16 protein-coding genes are annotated in these 17,695 nt (G+C 68.0%); 8 read left to right on the top strand and 8 right to left on the bottom strand.

The genetic code is table 11. From position 1 onward, the window contains the following. Window positions 1-6: 6 nt before the first annotated feature. The 6 genes from ACQCSZ_RS11750 to ACQCSZ_RS11725 form a co-directional block, all read right to left on the bottom strand. Window positions 7-237 carry a helix-turn-helix domain-containing protein gene (locus ACQCSZ_RS11750; RefSeq protein ID WP_427008140.1) on the bottom strand — a complete coding sequence of 77 codons (231 nt, stop codon included), beginning with the start codon at window positions 235-237 and terminating at the stop codon, window positions 7-9. After that, window positions 237-827: a hypothetical protein gene (locus ACQCSZ_RS11745; protein WP_427008139.1), complete on the bottom strand. Its 591-nt coding sequence runs from the start codon at window positions 825-827 to the stop codon at window positions 237-239. Before ACQCSZ_RS11745 ends, ACQCSZ_RS11750 begins: the two co-directional genes overlap by 1 nt. 251 nt (window positions 828-1,078) lie before the next feature. Then, window positions 1,079-2,218 carry a bifunctional 2-methylcitrate synthase/citrate synthase gene (locus ACQCSZ_RS11740; protein ID WP_427008138.1) on the bottom strand — a complete coding sequence of 380 codons (1,140 nt, stop codon included), beginning with the start codon at window positions 2,216-2,218 and terminating at the stop codon, window positions 1,079-1,081. A gap of 62 nt (window positions 2,219-2,280) precedes the next feature. Beyond that, complete coding sequence (gene prpB, locus ACQCSZ_RS11735; RefSeq protein WP_427008137.1) at window positions 2,281-3,183, bottom strand: methylisocitrate lyase; 903 nt, start codon at window positions 3,181-3,183, stop codon at window positions 2,281-2,283. Then, entirely contained in the window at window positions 3,183-4,703 is a 1,521-nt protein-coding gene (locus tag ACQCSZ_RS11730; RefSeq protein ID WP_427008136.1) for an MmgE/PrpD family protein, read from the bottom strand. The genes prpB and ACQCSZ_RS11730 overlap by 1 nt, the downstream gene beginning before the upstream one ends. Before the next feature lie 10 nt (window positions 4,704-4,713). After that, the gene (locus ACQCSZ_RS11725) at window positions 4,714-5,355 is read right to left on the bottom strand and encodes a GntR family transcriptional regulator (RefSeq protein WP_427008135.1); all 642 of its coding nucleotides are present in this window, start codon (window positions 5,353-5,355) and stop codon (window positions 4,714-4,716) included. A gap of 175 nt (window positions 5,356-5,530) precedes the next feature. On the opposite strand from ACQCSZ_RS11725, the gene ACQCSZ_RS11720 reads away from it, so the two are divergent. Then, a complete protein-coding gene (locus ACQCSZ_RS11720; RefSeq protein ID WP_427008134.1) occupies window positions 5,531-7,429 on the top strand; it encodes an AMP-binding protein in 1,899 nt (632 codons plus the stop codon). 145 nt (window positions 7,430-7,574) lie between these two features. On the opposite strand, the gene ACQCSZ_RS11715 is transcribed toward ACQCSZ_RS11720, so the two are convergent. Continuing rightward, window positions 7,575-8,294 (bottom strand): response regulator, encoded by a 720-nt coding sequence (locus ACQCSZ_RS11715; protein ID WP_427008133.1) that lies wholly within the window; start codon window positions 8,292-8,294, stop codon window positions 7,575-7,577. Further along, window positions 8,291-10,066, bottom strand: a complete 1,776-nt coding sequence (locus tag ACQCSZ_RS11710) for a sensor histidine kinase (protein ID WP_427008132.1) — start codon at window positions 10,064-10,066, stop codon at window positions 8,291-8,293. Before ACQCSZ_RS11710 ends, ACQCSZ_RS11715 begins: the two co-directional genes overlap by 4 nt. Before the next feature lie 138 nt (window positions 10,067-10,204). On the opposite strand from ACQCSZ_RS11710, the gene ACQCSZ_RS11705 reads away from it, so the two are divergent. The 7 genes from ACQCSZ_RS11705 to cmk all read left to right on the top strand — a co-directional run bounded on the left by ACQCSZ_RS11705 (window position 10,205) and on the right by cmk (window position 17,600). Beyond that, window positions 10,205-11,581, top strand: coding sequence for a cation:dicarboxylate symporter family transporter (locus ACQCSZ_RS11705; protein WP_427008131.1), 1,377 nt, complete (start codon window positions 10,205-10,207; stop codon window positions 11,579-11,581). 325 nt (window positions 11,582-11,906) lie between these two features. Next, the gene (locus ACQCSZ_RS11700) at window positions 11,907-12,806 is read left to right on the top strand and encodes a ParA family protein (protein ID WP_211881658.1); all 900 of its coding nucleotides are present in this window, start codon (window positions 11,907-11,909) and stop codon (window positions 12,804-12,806) included. 8 nt (window positions 12,807-12,814) lie between these two features. Beyond that, a complete protein-coding gene (locus ACQCSZ_RS11695) occupies window positions 12,815-13,702 on the top strand; it encodes a segregation and condensation protein A (protein ID WP_427008130.1) in 888 nt (295 codons plus the stop codon). Continuing rightward, window positions 13,699-14,373 (top strand): SMC-Scp complex subunit ScpB, encoded by a 675-nt coding sequence (gene scpB, locus ACQCSZ_RS11690; protein WP_427008129.1) that lies wholly within the window; start codon window positions 13,699-13,701, stop codon window positions 14,371-14,373. The genes ACQCSZ_RS11695 and scpB overlap by 4 nt, the downstream gene beginning before the upstream one ends. A gap of 123 nt (window positions 14,374-14,496) precedes the next feature. After that, a complete protein-coding gene (locus tag ACQCSZ_RS11685) occupies window positions 14,497-15,759 on the top strand; it encodes a pseudouridine synthase (protein WP_427008128.1) in 1,263 nt (420 codons plus the stop codon). Between the two features lie 3 nt (window positions 15,760-15,762). Beyond that, a complete protein-coding gene (locus ACQCSZ_RS11680; RefSeq protein ID WP_427008127.1) occupies window positions 15,763-16,872 on the top strand; it encodes a prephenate dehydrogenase in 1,110 nt (369 codons plus the stop codon). Continuing rightward, entirely contained in the window at window positions 16,872-17,600 is a 729-nt protein-coding gene (gene cmk / locus ACQCSZ_RS11675; RefSeq protein ID WP_427008126.1) for a (d)CMP kinase, read from the top strand. The genes ACQCSZ_RS11680 and cmk overlap by 1 nt, the downstream gene beginning before the upstream one ends. Window positions 17,601-17,695: the final 95 nt, after the last annotated feature.

Below are 17,695 nucleotides of genomic sequence, written 5' to 3'. Positions count from 1 at the left end.
TCCACCCTACGAGGTGGTAGCGACAAGCAAGTCACCCACTGCACAGTCGAGAACATTGCAGATCGCGGACAGGGTGGAAAAGCGGATCGCACGCGCCCGGTCGTTTTTCAGCACAGACAGGTTGACGATACTGACGCCTACTTGCTGGCTGAGTTCGGTCAAGGTCATGCCCCGGGCCTCGAGGAGCTCATCGAGCCTGCAATGGATCCGCTGCTCTTCATCTGGTGCGGGAGGCATCAGACCAGGCCGTCCAGTTCCACCTGTTGGCGCCGGCCCGTCTCGAACATGCTCGCGAGAACGGCGGCACCGAGTCCAACCGCGATCGGCCACATATCTAGTTCCATGAGGAAGAAAGCCTCCACTTCCCGCTCCGGCAGCAATCCGACCCGACCGAGGACCGAGTGGTAAACGATCGCTTCGATCAGGGCTCCCAGGACACCCCATGTCATCACGGCTATGCCCGAGACACCGACGGCGCGAGCTAATTGCTTTCCGAAGCCTGTACCGCGGTACACGGACCAACTGATCACACCCAGAGTCGCCGAGGACAACAGCCCGGCAAGACCGCCCAGGAGCCCGGATCCGATCAACAAATAGCGTTCGGTGGGGGTAAGGGTGGCCGGCTGCACATCGGCTGTGGCGTACGCAGCTTTGAGTATCTCGCTGTTGCCCTCACCCAGCGCGGGTGTCTCCAGGTTCTCGAGGGGCACCCGCAGGATAGGAGTGTCCGCGAGCCCTGCGGGCACGGCTACGAGCACCGAGACGGCGATGCCGGCGGCTGCAAGTCCAAAGATGACGGCAAACAGGAAAGCGACCTTGCGGTCCAAATGAGCAAACGTAGTAACCACAGTCCATCCCCAATCAGAAAGTTTATCGATTACCGTTAACATAACGACTATCGATAAACACTTCAAGGTACCCAAGCGCAACATCAGCCGTTCATGAAAGAGACGGCGGAGCCAGCCTTGGGGGACATGGCCCGGTTCGAAACACCGGGCCGGCTCCAAGCCAGGCAGAAAAACGCGGGCCGGCCACCTTTCACAAGGTGACCGGCCCGCCGTCGTAGTGTCGGAAGAAACTACGCCAGGTGCCGTTCCTCGACGCCGTTGTATTCGCTCAGCGGGCGGATCAGCGAGTTCGCGTCCAGCTGCTCCATGATGTGCGCGGTCCAGCCGGTGATGCGGCTCGCCACGAACAGGGGAGTGAACGTCGCGGTGTCGAATCCCATCAGGTGGTACGTGGGGCCGGTCGGGTAGTCCAGGTTCGGCTTAATCGCCTTGGCCTCGTCCATCGCCGTTTCCAGCCCGTTGTACAGCCCCAGCAGCTCGGGACGGCCGTAGTAGGCGATCATCTTGTCCAGCGCGGCCTTCATGGTGGGCACCCGGGAATCGCCGTGCTTGTAGACGCGGTGGCCGAAGCCCATGACCTTCTTCTTGTGGGCCAGGGCGTCCTCCATCCAGGCCTTGGCCCGGGTGTGCGCCTCATCCAGCGATTCCTCCGGACGGATGCCGATCTCGTCGAAGGTGTGCATGACGGCCTCATTGGCGCCGCCGTGCAGCGAGCCCTTGAGCGCGCCGATGGCACCGGTCACGGCCGAATGCAGGTCCGAGAGCGTGGAGGTGATGACGCGCGCCGTGAAGGTCGAGGCGTTGAAGGAGTGCTCGGCGTACAGGATCATCGAGACGTTGAACGCCTCGACCACTTCCGGGACCGGCTCCTCGCCGAACGTCATCCAGAGGAAGTTGGCGTCGTAGCCCAGGTCGTCGCGCGGCTCCACCAGCTCCTGCCCGTGGCGGCGGCGCTGGTCGTAGGCCACGACCGCTGGCATCGCGGCGAACAAATCAAGGGCCTTGGCCAGGTTGGCCTCGCGGGAGGAGTCCTCCGCGAGGGGGTGCCGGGCGCCCATGACGGAGGCCGCCGTGCGGCAGACGTCCATCGGGTGCGAGGTTTCCGGCAGGGCATCAATGACCTGCTTGACCACCGGATCCAGCGCCCGTCCGGCCCGCTCCCTGGCAGTGAACTCCGCGAGCTGCCCGGGGTCGGGAAGCTCGCCGTTCCACAGCAGGTAGGCGACTTCCTCGAAGCTGCACCGGGCGGCCAGCTCCTGGACGGGGTAGCCGCGGTACAGCAGCGAATTGGTGTCCGGGTTGACCTTGGAGACCGCGGTGTAGTCCACCACGACGCCGGCGAGGCCCTTTTTGATGTCTTCTGCAGCCATGTTGAACTCCTTCGTTCCTGTCGCGGGTTGTGCCGGCCGGGGCCGGAAATCGGTTGCCGGGATCACTGGCCGGGGACCTGGAAATTGAAGACCCCGGTGTCAAAGCGGTTGTAGGCCTCGTAGTCGACGAGGTCGTACAACCGTGCGCGCGTCAGCATGGTCCCAACTTGTGCCTCCTGGGTTCCGTCGGCCCTGATCGATTCCAGCGTACGCTCCGCGGCGCCCATGGCACTACGGAGCAGGGTCACCGGATAGATGATCATGTTGACCCCGACGCCGGCCAGCTCGTCCACCGTGAACAGTGCGCTCTGGCCGAATTCGGTCATGTTCGCCAGGATCGGGACGTCGACGGCGTCGCGGATGGCCTGGAATTCGGACAGGTCCTTCATGGCCTCGGGGAAGATGGCGTCGGCACCGGCCTCGACCAGGGCCCTGGCACGGTCCTGGGTGGCCGCCAGGCCGTCGGTGGCGCGGATGTCGGTCCGCGCCATGATCAGGAAGTTCGGGTCGCGCCGGGCATCGGCCGCCGCGCGGATCCGCTTGGTGGCGGTGTCGAGGTCCACGACGTTCTTGCCGTCCAGGTGGCCGCAGCGCTTCGGGTTGAACTGGTCCTCGATGTGGCAGCCGGCCAGGCCGGCGTTCTCGAGTTCCTGGATGCTGCGGGCGACGTTCATGGGTTCGCCGAAGCCGGTGTCGGCGTCGACGATGCAGGGCAGGTCGGTCATCCGGGCGATCTGCCCGGCACGCGTGGCCACCTCGGTCAGGGTGGTCAGCCCGATGTCCGGCAGGCCGAGGTCGTTGGCCAGGACGGCGCCGGAGATGTAGACGCCGGCGAAGCCTTTCTCCTCGATCAGCCGTGCCGAGAGCGGGTTGAAGGCGCCCGGGAACTGCGCGATGGTGCCGGAGGAAAGGAGCTCGCGGAACCGGACCCGCTTCTGCTCCGGCGTGGTCTTCGAGTACAGCATCAGAACAGTCCCTTCGGGGCGGCGGCGAGGTCGATCACGCCGTCGGCCGCCTTGATGTTCAGCTGGTCCAGCTCGCCGGCGGCGAGTTCGGGGAGCCGTGCGGCGGCGGCGAGGAAGCGTTCGATTTCCTCCTCGGCCACGAGGCCGGCGGCGAGGGTGCGGAACTTGTTCACGTACTGTTCCCGCTTGAACGGCCGGGCACCCAGCGGGTGGGCGTCGGCGACGGCGATCGACTCAGTGATGACGGTGCCGTCCGTGAGCGTGATCACGACGGTGCCGCCGAAGGCCTTCTCGGCGATGTCCAGGGAGTGGTAGCGGCGGGTCCATTCCGGGTCCTCGACGGTGCTGACCTTGTGCCAGAGTTCCACGGTGTCGGGCCGGCCGGCGCGTTCGGGGGCGTAGGAATCGACGTGGTGCCAGGCGCCGTCCTGCAGGGCGACGGTGAAGATGTACGGGATGGAGTGGTCCAGCGTTTCGCGGCTGGCGGTGGGGCTGTACTTCTGCGGGTCCTTCGCGCCGGAGCCGATCACGTAGTGGGTGTGGTGGCTCGTCTTGATCAGCACGGACTCCACGTTGGCGGGGTCCTTGAGCTCGGGGTGTTCGCCGTGCAGCTTGCGGGCGAGGTCGATCCAGGCCTGGGCCTGGTACTCGGCCGAGTGCTCCTTGGTGTAGGTGTCCAGGATGGCGCGCTTGGCTTCGCCGGCCTCCGGCAGCGGCACGGTGTAGGAGGCGTCCGGGCCGTCCAGCATCCACGCGATGACGCCGTCTTCGCCTTCGTAGATCGGCACGGGGGAGGTCTGGCCGCGCATGGCGCGGTCCGCGGATTCCACGGCCATCTTGCCGGCGAACGCCGGGGCGTGGGCCTTCCACGTGGAGATCTCGCCCTTGCGGGACTGCCGGGTGGCGGTGGTGGTGTGCAGCGCCTGGCCGATGGACTGGAAGATCGTCTCGACGTCCAGGCCCAGCAGGGTGCCGATGCCGGCGGCGGCGGAGGGGCCCAGGTGCGCAACGTGGTCGATCTTGTGCTCGTGCAGGCAGATGGCCTTGACCAGGTTGACCTGGATCTCGTAGCCGGTGGCGATGCCGCGGATCAGGTCCTGCCCGCTGGAGCCGACGTGCTGGGCCACGGCCAGGATCGGCGGGATGTTGTCGCCCGGGTGGGAGTACTCGGCGGCCAGGAAGGTGTCGTGGTAGTCCAGTTCGCGGACGGCGACGCCGTTGGCCCAGGCGGCCCATTCCGGGGCGACGCGCTCTTCGATGCCGAAGACCTTGGCGCCCTTGCCCCCGGTGGTGGGTCCGTGGGTCAGGGCCTGGGCCCGGGCCGCGATGATCGGGGCGCGGTTCAGCGAGGCGATGGCCACCGAGGCGTTGTCGATCACCCGGTTGATCACCATGTCGGTGACCTCGTCGGTGACGGGCACGGGGTCGACGGCGACCTTGGCGATCTTGAAGGCGAGCTGGTCCTCGCGGGGCAGGTTTTCCTCGCTCTTGTAGACGCGGACGTGGTGTTCCTTGACCATGGTGCTCCTTTTAGTGCGGTATGTGCGTGGCTTTGACGTGGGAAAGGCTGCGGTGCAGGTGGAGCGTGGTGGCGGCCTCGGCCAGCCGCGGGTTGCCGGCGGCGATCGCCTCGGCGATGGCGGCGTGCTCGGCCGCCGCGGCGGTCAGCCGCTCGGCGTCGTCGGCCGCCAGCCGGCGGACCCGGACCAGGTGCACGCGCAGGCTGCGCATCGCCTGGACAAGGTAGGAGTTGGAGATGGCGGCGTCGATGGCCGCGTCCAGCCGGCCGACGAGCACGTAGTAGTCGTGCCGGGCGGGGTCGTCCGCGCCGATCAGTTCCGGCGCCTTGAGCAGTTCGTCGCGGAGCCGTTCAAACGTCGCGGCATCGCCCCGCTCGGCGGCCAGCGCCGCTGCCCGGCCTTCGAGGGTCTCGCGCAGTTCGAAGAGTTCGTCGATGTCCGCCAGCGAAATATCGGTCACGACGACGCCGCGGCCTCCCGCCGTCGTCGTCAGGCCCTCCGCGGTGAGCCGGCTCAGGGCCTCCCGCAGCGGGGTGCGAGAGACGCCCAGCCGCTCGGACTGCTCCACTTCGGCCAGGACCGCACCGGGAAGCAGGCGCCATTCGATGATGTCCTCACGCAGGGCCGCATAGGCCTTGTCGCTGGCGCGCATCCTGCCTCCTTCATTGACTGACACACTCGAGTGTATACAAACATGGTGGAATATCCCACCATTTTCCCGAAGAAACCTGAAAGGAAGCCATGGGTGTATACATGAGCCCTTGTGCCGGCCTCCGCCGCCGGGCTACCATGAGCTCCATCACAACGCAGTGGACGGGATGTATTTCATGGTCACCAAGAGCTACCAGGACACGTACGACCGCAGCCTGGCCGAGCCGGCGGAGTTCTGGCTGGACGCAGCGAGCAAGGTCTCGTGGACCACGCCGCCGCGGCAGGCCCTCGATTCGAGCCGGGCCCCGCTCTACGGCTGGTTCCCCGACGGCATCCTGAATACCTCCTACAACGCGCTGGACCGCCATGTGGAGGCCGGCCGCGGGGCGCAGGACGCCCTGGTCTACGACTCCGCCATGCTGGGGACCCAACGGCGCTACAGCTACGCGGAACTCACGGACCTCGTGGCCCGGTTCGCCGGCGTCCTGCGCAGCAACGGCGTGGGCAAGGGCGACCGCGTCGTGATCTACATGCCGATGATCCCCGAGGCCGCCATCGCCATGCTGGCGACCGCCCGGCTCGGAGCCGTGCACTCGGTCGTGTTCGGCGGCTTCGCGCCCAAGGAACTTGCCGCCCGCATCCGGGACGCCGCCCCCGCCGTCGTGGTCACGGCCTCCGGCGGGATCGAGCCCGCCCGCCGGATCGAGTACCTCCCCGCGGTGGCGGAGGCCCTGGAACTGGCCGGGGCCACCGGCACGCCGGTCCTCGTGAAGGGGCGGGACGGATTCGCCGCCGCAGCCGCGGATTACTCCGGCTGGCTGGACTGGGACACCGAGCTGGCCTCCGCCGTGCCTGCCGCACCGGTCGACGTCAAGGCGACCGACCCGCTCTACATCCTCTACACCTCGGGCACCACCGGCACCCCCAAGGGCGTCGTGCGGGACAACGGCGGCCATGCCGTGGCGCTCACCTGGACCATGGAAAACATCTACGGCGTCGGGCCCGGGGATGTCATGTGGACCGCGTCCGACGTCGGCTGGGTGGTGGGGCACTCGTACATCGTCTACGGCCCGCTCCTGGCCGGGGCCACCACGGTCCTCTACGAGGGCAAGCCCGTGGGGACCCCCGACGCCGGAGCGTTCTGGCGGGTCAGCCAGGACCACAAGGTCAACGTGCTCTTCACCGCGCCCACCGCGCTGCGCGCCATCCGGAAAGCCGATCCCGAGGCGAAGCTGCTGGAAGGCTACGACATCTCCGGCCTGCGCACGCTCTTTGCCGCCGGCGAGCGGCTCGACACCGACACCTTCCACTGGGCCTCCCGGATCCTGGGCGTCCCGGTGGTGGACCACTGGTGGCAGACCGAGACCGGCTGGGCCATCTGCGCCAACCCCCGCGGGCTCGACGAACTCCCGATCAAGGCCGGCTCGCCCAGCGTGCCGATGCCGGGCTTCAAGCTCAATATTGTCGACGGCGCCGGCGAGGACGTCGAAACCGGAACCGAGGGCAACATCGTTCTGGGGCTGCCGCTGCCTCCTGGCACCCTCACCACGCTCTGGGGAGACGACCAACGCTACGTCTCCTCCTACCTCCAGGCGTTCGAGGGCTACTACGCCACCGGCGATTCCGGCTACCGGGACGAGGACGGCTACCTGTTCGTGATGGGCCGCACCGATGACATCATCAACGTCGCCGGCCACCGGCTGTCCACCGGTGCCATGGAACAGGTGATCGGGCAGCACCCGGCAGTCGCCGAATGCGCCGTGATCGGCCTCGCGGACGCCCTGAAGGGCCAGCGCCCCAGCGGCTACGTCGTGCTCAAGTCAGGCGTGGACATGGCCGAGGACGTGCTGGTCAGGGAGCTCATTGCCCTGGTCCGGCGGGATATCGGGGCGGTGGCGGACTTCAAGCACGTCACCGTCGTGGAGGCCCTGCCCAAGACCCGTTCCGGGAAGATCCTGCGCAAAACCATGCGCCAGATCGCCGACGGCGAGGACTACGTGGTGCCGTCCACGATCGAGGACGCCGGCGTGATCGAGACGCTCATCGGGACCCTGCGCCCCGCCGCCGCGGAGTGACGGGGCGGTCTTGGGTCCGCAGGCGTCACGCACAGCAGGCTTTTGGTCGCCTCCGCCAGGTCCGACGGCGGGAATCCGGCAGCGGGCCTGGTGGGCCAGCCCGAAACTCTGCGCTGCGTGACGCCTGACGGGGGAGTGGACCGGCTTACGACGTCGGCCCGCGCCAGCGGTATTCGTTCTCCGGCCGGCCGGGGGCGCCGTAGCGCGCCGTCCGGGAGACCCTGCCGGCGTCGGCGAGGTATTCGAGGTAGCGGCGGGCGGTCACCCGGGACATGCCCAGCGCCGCCATCACCTCGCTGGCCGAGACTGCGCCGGACTGGCCCTTCATGAATTCCTGGACGGATTCCAGCGTGGACACGGCGAGCCCCTTGGGCAGCGGCAGCTCGGACGGGGCCCGCAGGCTCGCGAAGGCCCGGTCCACCTCGCCCTGGGAGGCCACGGCGCCGTACGTGCCGGCAGCAGGCGTTGCCAGCTGCTCCCGGAACTGCCGGTAGCTGGAGAGCTTGTCCGCGAAGGTCGCATAGGTGAACGGCTTGATCAGGTACTGGACCACCCCGGTGGCCACGGCGCTGCGGACGATGTTGAGTTCGCGCACGGCGGTGATGGCGATGATGTCCGCGAACAGGCCGGCAGCCCGCATCCGCCGCGCGATGTCCAGCCCGTGCAGGTCCGGGAGGTTCATGTCCAGGAGCACCAGCTCGATCGGCGTGCCGGCAGCCGCGGACTCCGTCATCAGCCGCAGGGCCGACTGGCCGTCGGCTGCCGACCCGGCGAGCACGAACCCGTCCAGCCTGCCGACGTAGGCGGCGTGGGCCGCAGCGGCGATGGGCTCGTCTTCGACGACGAGCACGCGGATCTCGCTCATGGTTGTCCCTCCGCGTCCTGCCCGGCAGCCGACGGCAATGTGGTTGCCGGCAACGCAGCCGCCGGCAATGCAGCCGCGGCGGCAGTCGGCAGCGTGACGTGGAACAGTGCCCCCGCCGGGCTGCTGATCGTGAGGGTGCCGCCGAGGCGGTGCACCGCCTGGCGGACCAGGGCCAGTCCGAGCCCCCGGCCGAAAGGTCCGGGCTCCTTGGTGCTGAAGCCATGGCGGAAGATATCCTCCACCGCCGCGGGGTCGATGCCCGGGCCGCTGTCCTCCACCGTGATCTCCAGTGACCCGCCGGCGTTCGCGACGGTCAGTTCCACGAGCTTCGGCGCCGGCGCCTCGGCCGCGGCGTCGATGGCATTGTCGAGCAGGTTGCCCAGGATTGCCACCAGGTCCTGGACCGCCAGCCCGGAGACGGCGGTGGATCCGCCGGCATTGAGGTCCAGCTCGACGCCGCGTTCGCGGGCCTCGGCCACCTTGCCCATGATGAGCGCGCCGAGCACCGGCTCCTCGATGGAGCTGACCACGTCATCCGTGAGGCGCTGGCTGAGCTCAAGGTCCCTGGTGGCGAAGTCCAGGGCCTCCGGACCGCGTCCCAGTTCCAGCAGCGAGACAATCGTGTGCAGCCGGTTGGCGTGCTCGTGGGTCTGGGCGCGGAGGGCATCGGAGAGCGTGCGCACGGTTTCCAGCTCACTGCCGAGCGATTCGATTTCCGTGCGGTCCCGGATGGTGGCCACCGTGCCGAAAACCGCGCCGCGCTGGCGTCCCGCGGAGGACTGCGGCCCCACCGCCGGTCCCTGGTTGACCACCAGGATGCGGGAGTCCGTCAGATGGATTTCGTCCTGGGCGCCCCGCCCCGATTCGAAGAGTTCCTTGAGGCTGGCCGCCAGGGGCAGCTCCGCCAGCAACGGCGCCGCCCAGCTCCCGCCTGTTGGTCCGCCTGTTGGGCCGGCCTGAGGGCTGGCCGTTGGCCCGGCTGGAGTGCCGCCTGTTGGGTCGCCTGTTTCATCGCCGTTGGCGGAGTGCGGGCTGAGGCCCAGCAGTTCCGCGGCCTGGTCGTTGTGCATCACCACCCTGCCCCTGGAATCAATCAGGATCACGCCCTCCCGGACCGAGTGGAGCACCGATTCGTAGTAGGCGAACAGCTGGGCCAGCTGTTCCGGGCCCCAGCCCCGCGTGACCCGGCGCAGGTACCGCCCCAGCAGCCAGGACGCCACCGAGCCGCCCGCCAGCAGGGCCAGTCCGATGACCAGCAGCGCCGGCAGCCTGCCGGACACGGCCACGTCCACGGTCCGCACGGTCACGCCCACCGCCACCAGCGCCTTCACGTTTCCGCTGGGGTCCTTGACCGGAGCGATGGTGCGGACCGAGGGGCCGAGGGTTCCGGCGGTGATCTCGGTAAAGACCCCGCCGTTCAGGGCAGCGTCAATGGACCCGATGTACGGCTTTCCCAGCTCTTCGTCGTTGGGGTGCGTCCACCGTGTCCGGTCAGGAGCCATGATCGTGATGAAATCCGCATTGGCATCGCGCATGACTTTCAAGGCATAGGGCTGCAGGAGGGCCGTCGGGTCGGCGGCGCTCGCCGCCTGCAGCACCAGGGGGTTGTCCGCCACGGCGGTGGCGATGCCGGTCATCCGCCGGCCGGCCTCCTCATAGGCGTGGTCGCGGGCGTCAACGAAGCTGGCGGTGCCCACGATTGCCGTCAGGGCCAGCATGAACAGCAGATGGGCCACGAACAGCCTCCGCGCGATGCTCCAGCGGTGGATCATCAACACCTTCCATGACCAATATGAACGCAACAGTGAGCCAGGTCACCCGGCCACCAATGATGGATATAACACCCGACCGACGTGATCAGCCCAGAGCATGGGCCCGCGTCTTCCAGCCTATCCATAAGGAGACACATCATGGCTTCTCAACGAGGAGAGTCAGCCGCGCCCGTCAAGGCCGCGCGCAAAGGGCTCGACAAATCCCATTACCTGTACATGGCCGTCATCGCCGCCGTGGTCCTCGGCGCCGTCGTCGGTCTGCTGTTCCCCGAATTCGCCAAGAACCTCAAGCCGCTCGGCGACGGCTTCATCAAGCTGATCAAGATGATGATCGGCCCCATCATCTTCTGCACCATCGTGCTGGGCATCGGTTCCATCGCCAAAGCCGCCACGGTGGGCAAGGTCGGCGGCCTGGCCCTGGGCTACTTCGTCGTCATGTCCACCTTCGCCCTGGCCATCGGCCTGGTGGTCGGCAACCTCATCCACCCGGGTGAAGGCCTGAACCTGACGCCGTACGACCCCAACAAGAAGGCGGCTACCGACAGCACCGTCGACTTCCTGCTCGGGATCATCCCCGGTGACATCCCCGTGCTGCCGACGCTGCTCGCCGCGATCCTGGTCGGCTTCGCCCTCCAGAAGATGGGCCCCCAGGGCACTCCGATCCTGAGGGCAATCGGCCACGGCCAGGCGGTGGTCTTCCGCATCCTCATCATGATCATGTGGCTGGCACCCGTGGGTGCCTTCGGCGCCATTGCCGCCGTGGTCGGCGCCACCGGCTTCCAGGCGATCGTGAGCATGTTTACCCTGATGATCGCGTTCTACATCACCTGCGCCCTGTTCATCGTCGTTATCCTCGGCGGTCTCCTCCAGGTCGTTGCGGGCGTGAGCATCTTCAAGCTGATGAGGTACCTGGCCCGTGAATACCTGCTGATTTTCTCCACCTCCTCTTCCGAGGCTGCCCTGCCGCGCCTCATCGCCAAGATGGAACACCTCGGTGTGTCCAAGCCCGTCGTCGGCGTCACCGTGCCCACCGGTTACTCCTTCAACCTGGACGGCACCGCCATCTACCTGACCATGGCGTCGCTGTTCGTGGCGAACGCGATGGGCATGCCGATGGACCTTGGGGCGCAGATTTCCCTGCTGATCTTCATGATCATTGCCTCCAAGGGTGCCGCCGGCGTCACCGGTGCCGGCCTGGCCACCCTGGCCGCCGGTCTCCAGGCGCACGCGCCCCAGCTGCTGGGGGGCGTGGGCATGATTGTCGGCATCGACCGCTTCATGTCCGAGGCCCGCGCGCTGACCAACTTCACCGGCAACGCCGTCGCCACCGTCCTGATCGGCACGTGGGTCAAAGAGATCGACGGCGACCAGGTTGAGCGTGTCCTCTCCGGCGCAGAGCCCTTCGACGAGCTGACCATGAACCCGCACCACGGCATGGGCTACGACGCCGACGACGCCGGCACTGCCGCCGCCCAGCCGGGACAGCCGGCCCATCCGCAGCCGGCCGGCGCCTGATGCGACGCCCTGAACCTGCAGCCTGATCCTGCGGACTGATCCCGGGCTGAAACCGCGGCAGGACCGCCCGGACGCAGACCCGCGTCCGGGCGGTTCCGTGCGGCGGAAGGGCAACCCTCGACCTCTACCAGAGGGTAAGGCTCAAATGACGGCCGCTGTCAAGGTCCGCGGAATACCGTGTCGGGCGCTGTAACCTTGGGGGGAATACGATCGGCGCTGGGAGTCCAGGGCAGAAATCAAGCAGGCAGAAATCAAGCAGGCAGAAGTCAAGCAGCCAGCAATATCAAGCACGACCATCACCGTCATCGAAAGTGTGGATAGATACGTGAGCAGCGAACAGGGTTCAGCAACTCTGGAAGGCACCGAACTCGATCTGGAAGACGCCGTCATGGGCCCCACCGGGCGCCCTCAACGCGACTTTCCGGAGCCCGCGCCGCTGTCATCCCACGGCCCCGCGCGGGTCATCGCCATGGTCAACCAGAAGGGCGGGGTGGGGAAAACCACCTCCGCGATCAACCTTGCCGCCGCGCTTGCCGAATTCGGCCGCCGCGTGCTCCTGGTCGATTTCGACCCGCAGGGCGCCCTGTCCGCCGGCCTCGGCACCAACCCCCACGAACTGGACCTCACGGTCTACAACGTCCTGATGGACCGCAAGGTGGACATCCGCGACGCCATCCAGAAGACCGGCGTCGAAAACGTGGACCTGCTGCCGGCCAACATCGACCTCTCCGCCGCCGAAGTCCAGCTGGTCAACGAGGTGGCCCGCGAACAGGTCCTGGACCGGGCCCTGAAGAAGGTCGAGGACGACTACGACATCGTCCTGATCGACTGCCAGCCCTCCCTCGGGCTGCTCACGGTCAACGCCCTGACCGCAGCCCACGGCGTCATCATCCCGCTGATCTGCGAATTCTTCGCCCTGCGCGCGGTGGCGCTGCTCGTGGAAACCATCGACAAGGTCCAGGACCGCCTGAACCCCAGGCTGCAGGTCGACGGCGTGCTGGCCACGATGTACGACGCCCGCACCCTGCACGGCCGCGAAGTCATCGCGCGCCTCGTGGAGGCCTTCGGGGACAAGGTCTTCGAGACGGTCATCAAGCGCTCCATCAAGTTTGCCGACGCCACAGTGGCGGCCGAGCCCATCACCACGTACGCCGCCAACCACATCGGCGCCGATGCCTACCGCCGGCTGGCCAAGGAACTCATTTCGCGCGGCGGGGCACCCTAGGGCGGACCGTGGACACGGCAGGCGCCCCCGCGGCGAAGAAGTCCGGCTTCGAGGTCCGCCTCGCCAACTTCACGGGTCCCTTCGACCTCCTGCTCGGCCTGATTTCCAAGCACCAGCTGGACATCACCGAGGTGGCGCTGTCCACCGTCACCGATGAGTTCATCAAGTACATCAAGGGCCTGCAGCAGCAGGGGGAGGAGTGGGCCCTGGACGAGGCCAGCGAATTCCTCGTCATCGCCGCCACGCTGCTGGACCTCAAGGCCGCCCGGCTCCTGCCCGCCGGCGAGGTGGAGGACGCCGAGGACATCGCCCTGCTGGAAGCCCGCGACCTGCTGTTCGCCCGGCTGCTCCAGTACAAGGCCTTCAAGCACGGGGCCGGCATGATCGGCTCCACCCTCGACCTCGAGGCCGGCCGGTACCCGCGGCAGGTCGCGCTGGAAGCCCATTTCGCCGCGCTGCTCCCGGAACTGCTCTGGAAGCACACCCCCGCGCAGTTCGCAGCCCTGGCCGAAACCGCCCTCAGACCCAAGGATGCCGCGCCCACCCGGGTGGACCTGGCCCACCTGCACGCCACTCCGGTCAGCGTCAAGGAGCAGGCCGGGCTGCTGGAACTCCGGCTCCGGCTGGGCGGGCCCCTCACCTTCCGGGACCTGATCGCCGACGCCGACTCCACGCTCGTGGTGGTGGCCCGCTTCCTGGCCCTGCTGGAGATGTTCCGGGACGGGGCGGTGGGCTTTGAGCAGCTGCAGCCGCTCGGGGACCTCACCGTCCGCTGGAGCGCCGGCGGCAACGCCGCCCGTGGCAAAGACAGGGGCACAGGCAGGGGCAAAGACACGGGCAAAGCCAGGGGCAAAGCAAGCGCCAACCCAAGCGACGAATACGAGGAGCAGCAGTGAGCGACACCCGGAACGAAGCGGCAACCGGCGTCGGGGATACCGGCGGTCCCGACGTCCATGGCCTTCCCGGCGGGGCGCGCGCGGCCCTCGAAGCCGTCCTCATGGTGATCGACCAGCCAGCCACGGCCGCCGGGCTCGCCGCCGGCCTGAACCTGGGTGTGGACGTCGTCGAAACCCTGCTGGCGGAACTGCAGCGGGAGTATGACGGCTATACTGTTAATGCCCCGGATGTGGACGTTGCCGGCAGTAATGGCTTCAGCGCCACCGCCCGGGGCTTTGAATTGCGGAATATCGCCGGAGGCTGGCGGATCTATTCCCGCGCTGAGTTTGCGGACATCGTCGGCGGATTCGTGCTGGAAGGACAGACGGCCAGGCTGACGCAGGCGGCGCTCGAAACGCTCGCCGTCATCGCTTACCGCCAACCCGTCTCAAGGGCGCGGGTGTCTGCAATTCGAGGGGTCAATGTTGACTCTGTCGTGCGGACGCTGACCCAGCGCGGGCTGATCGAGGATGCGGGGACCGATCCCGAATCCGGGGCCATCCTGTACCGCACGACGTCGTATTTCCTGGAACGCATGGGGATCGGCTCAGTTGCGGAATTGCCGCAGCTGTCGCCCCATCTTCCGGGGCTCGAAGGCATCGAAGAGTTCTACGACGCCGACAGAATGTAGGCAGTATTTTGTGCAGGCACGATTGCCTGCGCAATAGTATCCACCAGGGCGGAACCATTTTGCCCTGGCTGGCGGGTGTTGTCGGGAGACAATGGCCGCCGGCCACCAACGTAAGGACGGGTCATGACACAGGCGGGACGCCAGGGTTCACCACGTAGCAGTGCGGGACGAACCAGCGCAGGACGAAGCAGCGCGGGACAAGCCAATTCGGCACGCAATCCAGCACAGGGCGGCTCAGGCCGCGGCGCACAAGGCGGCGGAAGCCGCAGCGGGGCCGGCTTCAAGGGCGGCGGAGACCGCCCCTTCAAGCACCCCAAGCCTCGCGAAGAGGCATTCATCGACCCGGACCTGCAGGGGCCGGATGGCACGCCGTCGGCGAGCCGCCCGGCTTCCGGCGACTGGAAGTCCACAGGGCCGTCCGGCAAAGCACTGTCCGGCAAGGAAGCAGCCCGCAAGGCCGCCACCCGCAAGCCCGGCTTCGGCAAAGCCCCCGGCACCCCCGGCGCCCTCAAGCCCAAGCCGCGCACCGGCGCCGCCAAGTCCGCCGGCCCCCGCGCCTTCGGCAGCGAACGCTTCGGCCAGAACCTTGGCCCCGTCCGGAAGCCCAGCCGCAAGCACGGACCCCGCGGCGACGTTCCCCAGTCCGAGCTGCACGACGCCGACGGCATCCGCCTGCAGAAGGTCATGGCCTCGGCCGGCGTCGCCTCGCGGCGCGTCTGCGAGGAAATGATCGCCGAGGGCCGCGTCGAGGTCGACGGCCTGGTCGTCACGGAGCTCGGCGTCCGCGTCGACCCGAAGACTGCCGTCATCCACGTCGACGGGCTCCGCATCCAGCTGGACGAAAACATGGTCTACATGGTGTTCAACAAGCCCAAGGGCGTCGTCTCCACGATGGAAGACCCGGACGGGCGGCCCTGCATCAGCGACTTCGTCCGCAGCCATCACGGCGAACGACTCTTCCACGTCGGACGTCTCGACGTCGGCACCGAGGGCCTGCTGCTGCTGACCAACGACGGCGAACTCGCCAACCGCATGACCCACCCGTCCTACGAGGTCCCCAAGACCTACCTCGTGCAGGTCCGCGGGCCGTTCCCGCAGGGCGTCGGTGCCCGGCTCAAGGCCGGCGTCGAACTCGAGGACGGCATCGCCGCCGTGGACTCCTTCAAGCTGGTGGACTCCACCCCGGGCCACGTGCTGATCGAGGTCGTGCTGCACTCGGGCAAGAACCGGATCGTCCGGCGCCTCTTCGACGCCGTCGGCTTCCCGGTGCTGCGCCTCGTCCGCGTCAAGGTCGGACCCATCGGCCTGGGCGACCAGCGCCAGGGCAGCATCCGCAACCTCGGCAAGCAGGAAGTCGGCCACCTGCTGGCATCCGTAGGGCTGTAGGGCATGTCCGCATTTCGCACCCACGGCCGCGGCCACCTCAACGGCCCGGTGGTGGTCGTGGGGACGGGGCTCCTGGGCACCAGCATCGGGCTGGGGCTCCGGGGCCGCGGAGTGGCAGTCTTCCTCTCCGATCCCTCGCCCACCAACCAGGCCGTCGCCGTGGACATCGGCGCGGGCCTGCCTTTGGCGCGCCTTGACGGCGAACAGCCGGAGCTCGTGGTCGTCGCCGCCCCGCCGGACGTCACGGCGGATGTTGTGGAACGCGCCCTCGCGGACTACCCGCAGGCAACCGTCGTGGACATCGCCAGCGTCAAGGCCGGCATCCAGGCCGGGCTGCGGTCCCGCGGCGCGGACCTGGGCCGCTACGTGGGCACCCACCCCATGGCCGGCCGGGAGAAGTCCGGCCCCGTCGCAGCCCGCGGCGAGCTGTTCACCTCCATGCCGTGGGTCCTGTGCCCCTCGGACGAGACGACGCCCGGGGCCCTCCGGACAGCGCGCGCGCTGGCAACGGACCTTGGCGCCGTCGTCTCCGAATTCCGGGCGGAGGAACACGACGAAGCCGTGGCGCTCGTCTCCCACCTGCCCCAGGTCATGTCCTCCCTCGTGGCCAGCCGCCTCCAGGGCACGCCCCTGCATGCCCTGTCCCTGGCCGGGAACGGGCTCCGGGACGTGACCAGGATTGCGGCGAGTGATCCCACCCTCTGGGTCCAGATCCTGGGCGCGAACGCGGACAAAGTCGTGGACGTCCTGCATGGGGTCCGCGAGGACCTGAACCGGCTGATCGGCACGCTGGAGGACCCGACGGCGCCCGGGGCGCGGCTCGACCTGGCCCAGCTGATCAGCGAAGGCAACGCCGGCCAGTCCCGCATTCCGGGCAAGCACGGCGGGCCGCCGCAGGCCTACTCCTGGCTGACGGTCCTGGTGGATGACAGTCCGGGCCAGATCGCGAAGCTCCTCACCGAGATCGGCGAGATCGGCGTCAACCTCGAGGACCTCCGCCTGGACCATTCCTCGGGACAGAACGTGGGCATGGTGGAGATCTCCGTCCTGCCCAACAAGCACGACCTGCTCATCGAAGCCCTCAACGACCGCGGATGGCGGGTACTCCAGTAATGACCCAGGAACTTATCGAGACCGTGGGCCTTGTGCGCCCCGGAAAAAGCCTTGTCGTCGCGATTGACGGACCGTCCGGGTCCGGGAAGTCCAGCGTCAGCAAAGAGGTGGCCCGCCGGCTCAAACTGGCCTACCTCGACACCGGCGCCATGTACCGGGCCCTGACCTGGTACTGCCTGGACTCCGGCACCGACCTTGGGGACGGCGCCGCCGTCGAGACTGCCGCCGAGAGCCTGCCGCTGGAGATCAGCACGAGCCCGCTCGAGGAATACGTCCGCGTGGGCGGCACCGACGTCACGTCCGCCATCCGGGAGCCGTCGATTTCCGCGGCCGTCAGCGCCGTCGCCACCACCCTCGGGGCCCGCACGGAACTGATCCGCCGGCAGCGTGAACTCATCGAAAAGCACCACCGCCGCATGGTGGTCGAGGGCCGGGACATCACCACCGTCGTCGCGCCCCACGCCGAAGTGCGCATGCTGCTGACCGCCAGCGAAGCGGCGCGGCTGCGCCGCCGCGGCATCCAGCTCGGCGGCAGCCAGAACGCCGAACAGCTCGCCACGCAGGTCACCGCCCGCGACGCCCGGGATTCCACCGTGGTGAACTTCACCACGGCAGCCGACGGCGTGGTCACCCTGGACTCCTCGGAGCTGGACTTCGAGGAGACAGTCGATGCCGCGCTCGAGATCGTGCACGGCATCCTCAACCACCGGGTCACCGCCCGTGACTGAGCCCAGGCCGCAGGCAAAGGGACAGGCACAGTGGCAGGCAGGCGGGCAGGCAGAGGGGCAGGCAGAATTGGCGCTGCCGGGCCGGTGGAGCGCTG

The organism is Pseudarthrobacter sp. H2, from assembly GCF_050157045.1.
Classification (GTDB): Bacteria; Actinomycetota; Actinomycetes; order Actinomycetales; family Micrococcaceae; genus Arthrobacter.
Note: the sequence above shows the minus strand (reverse complement) of the source record. Positions and strands in the feature narration are given on the sequence as shown.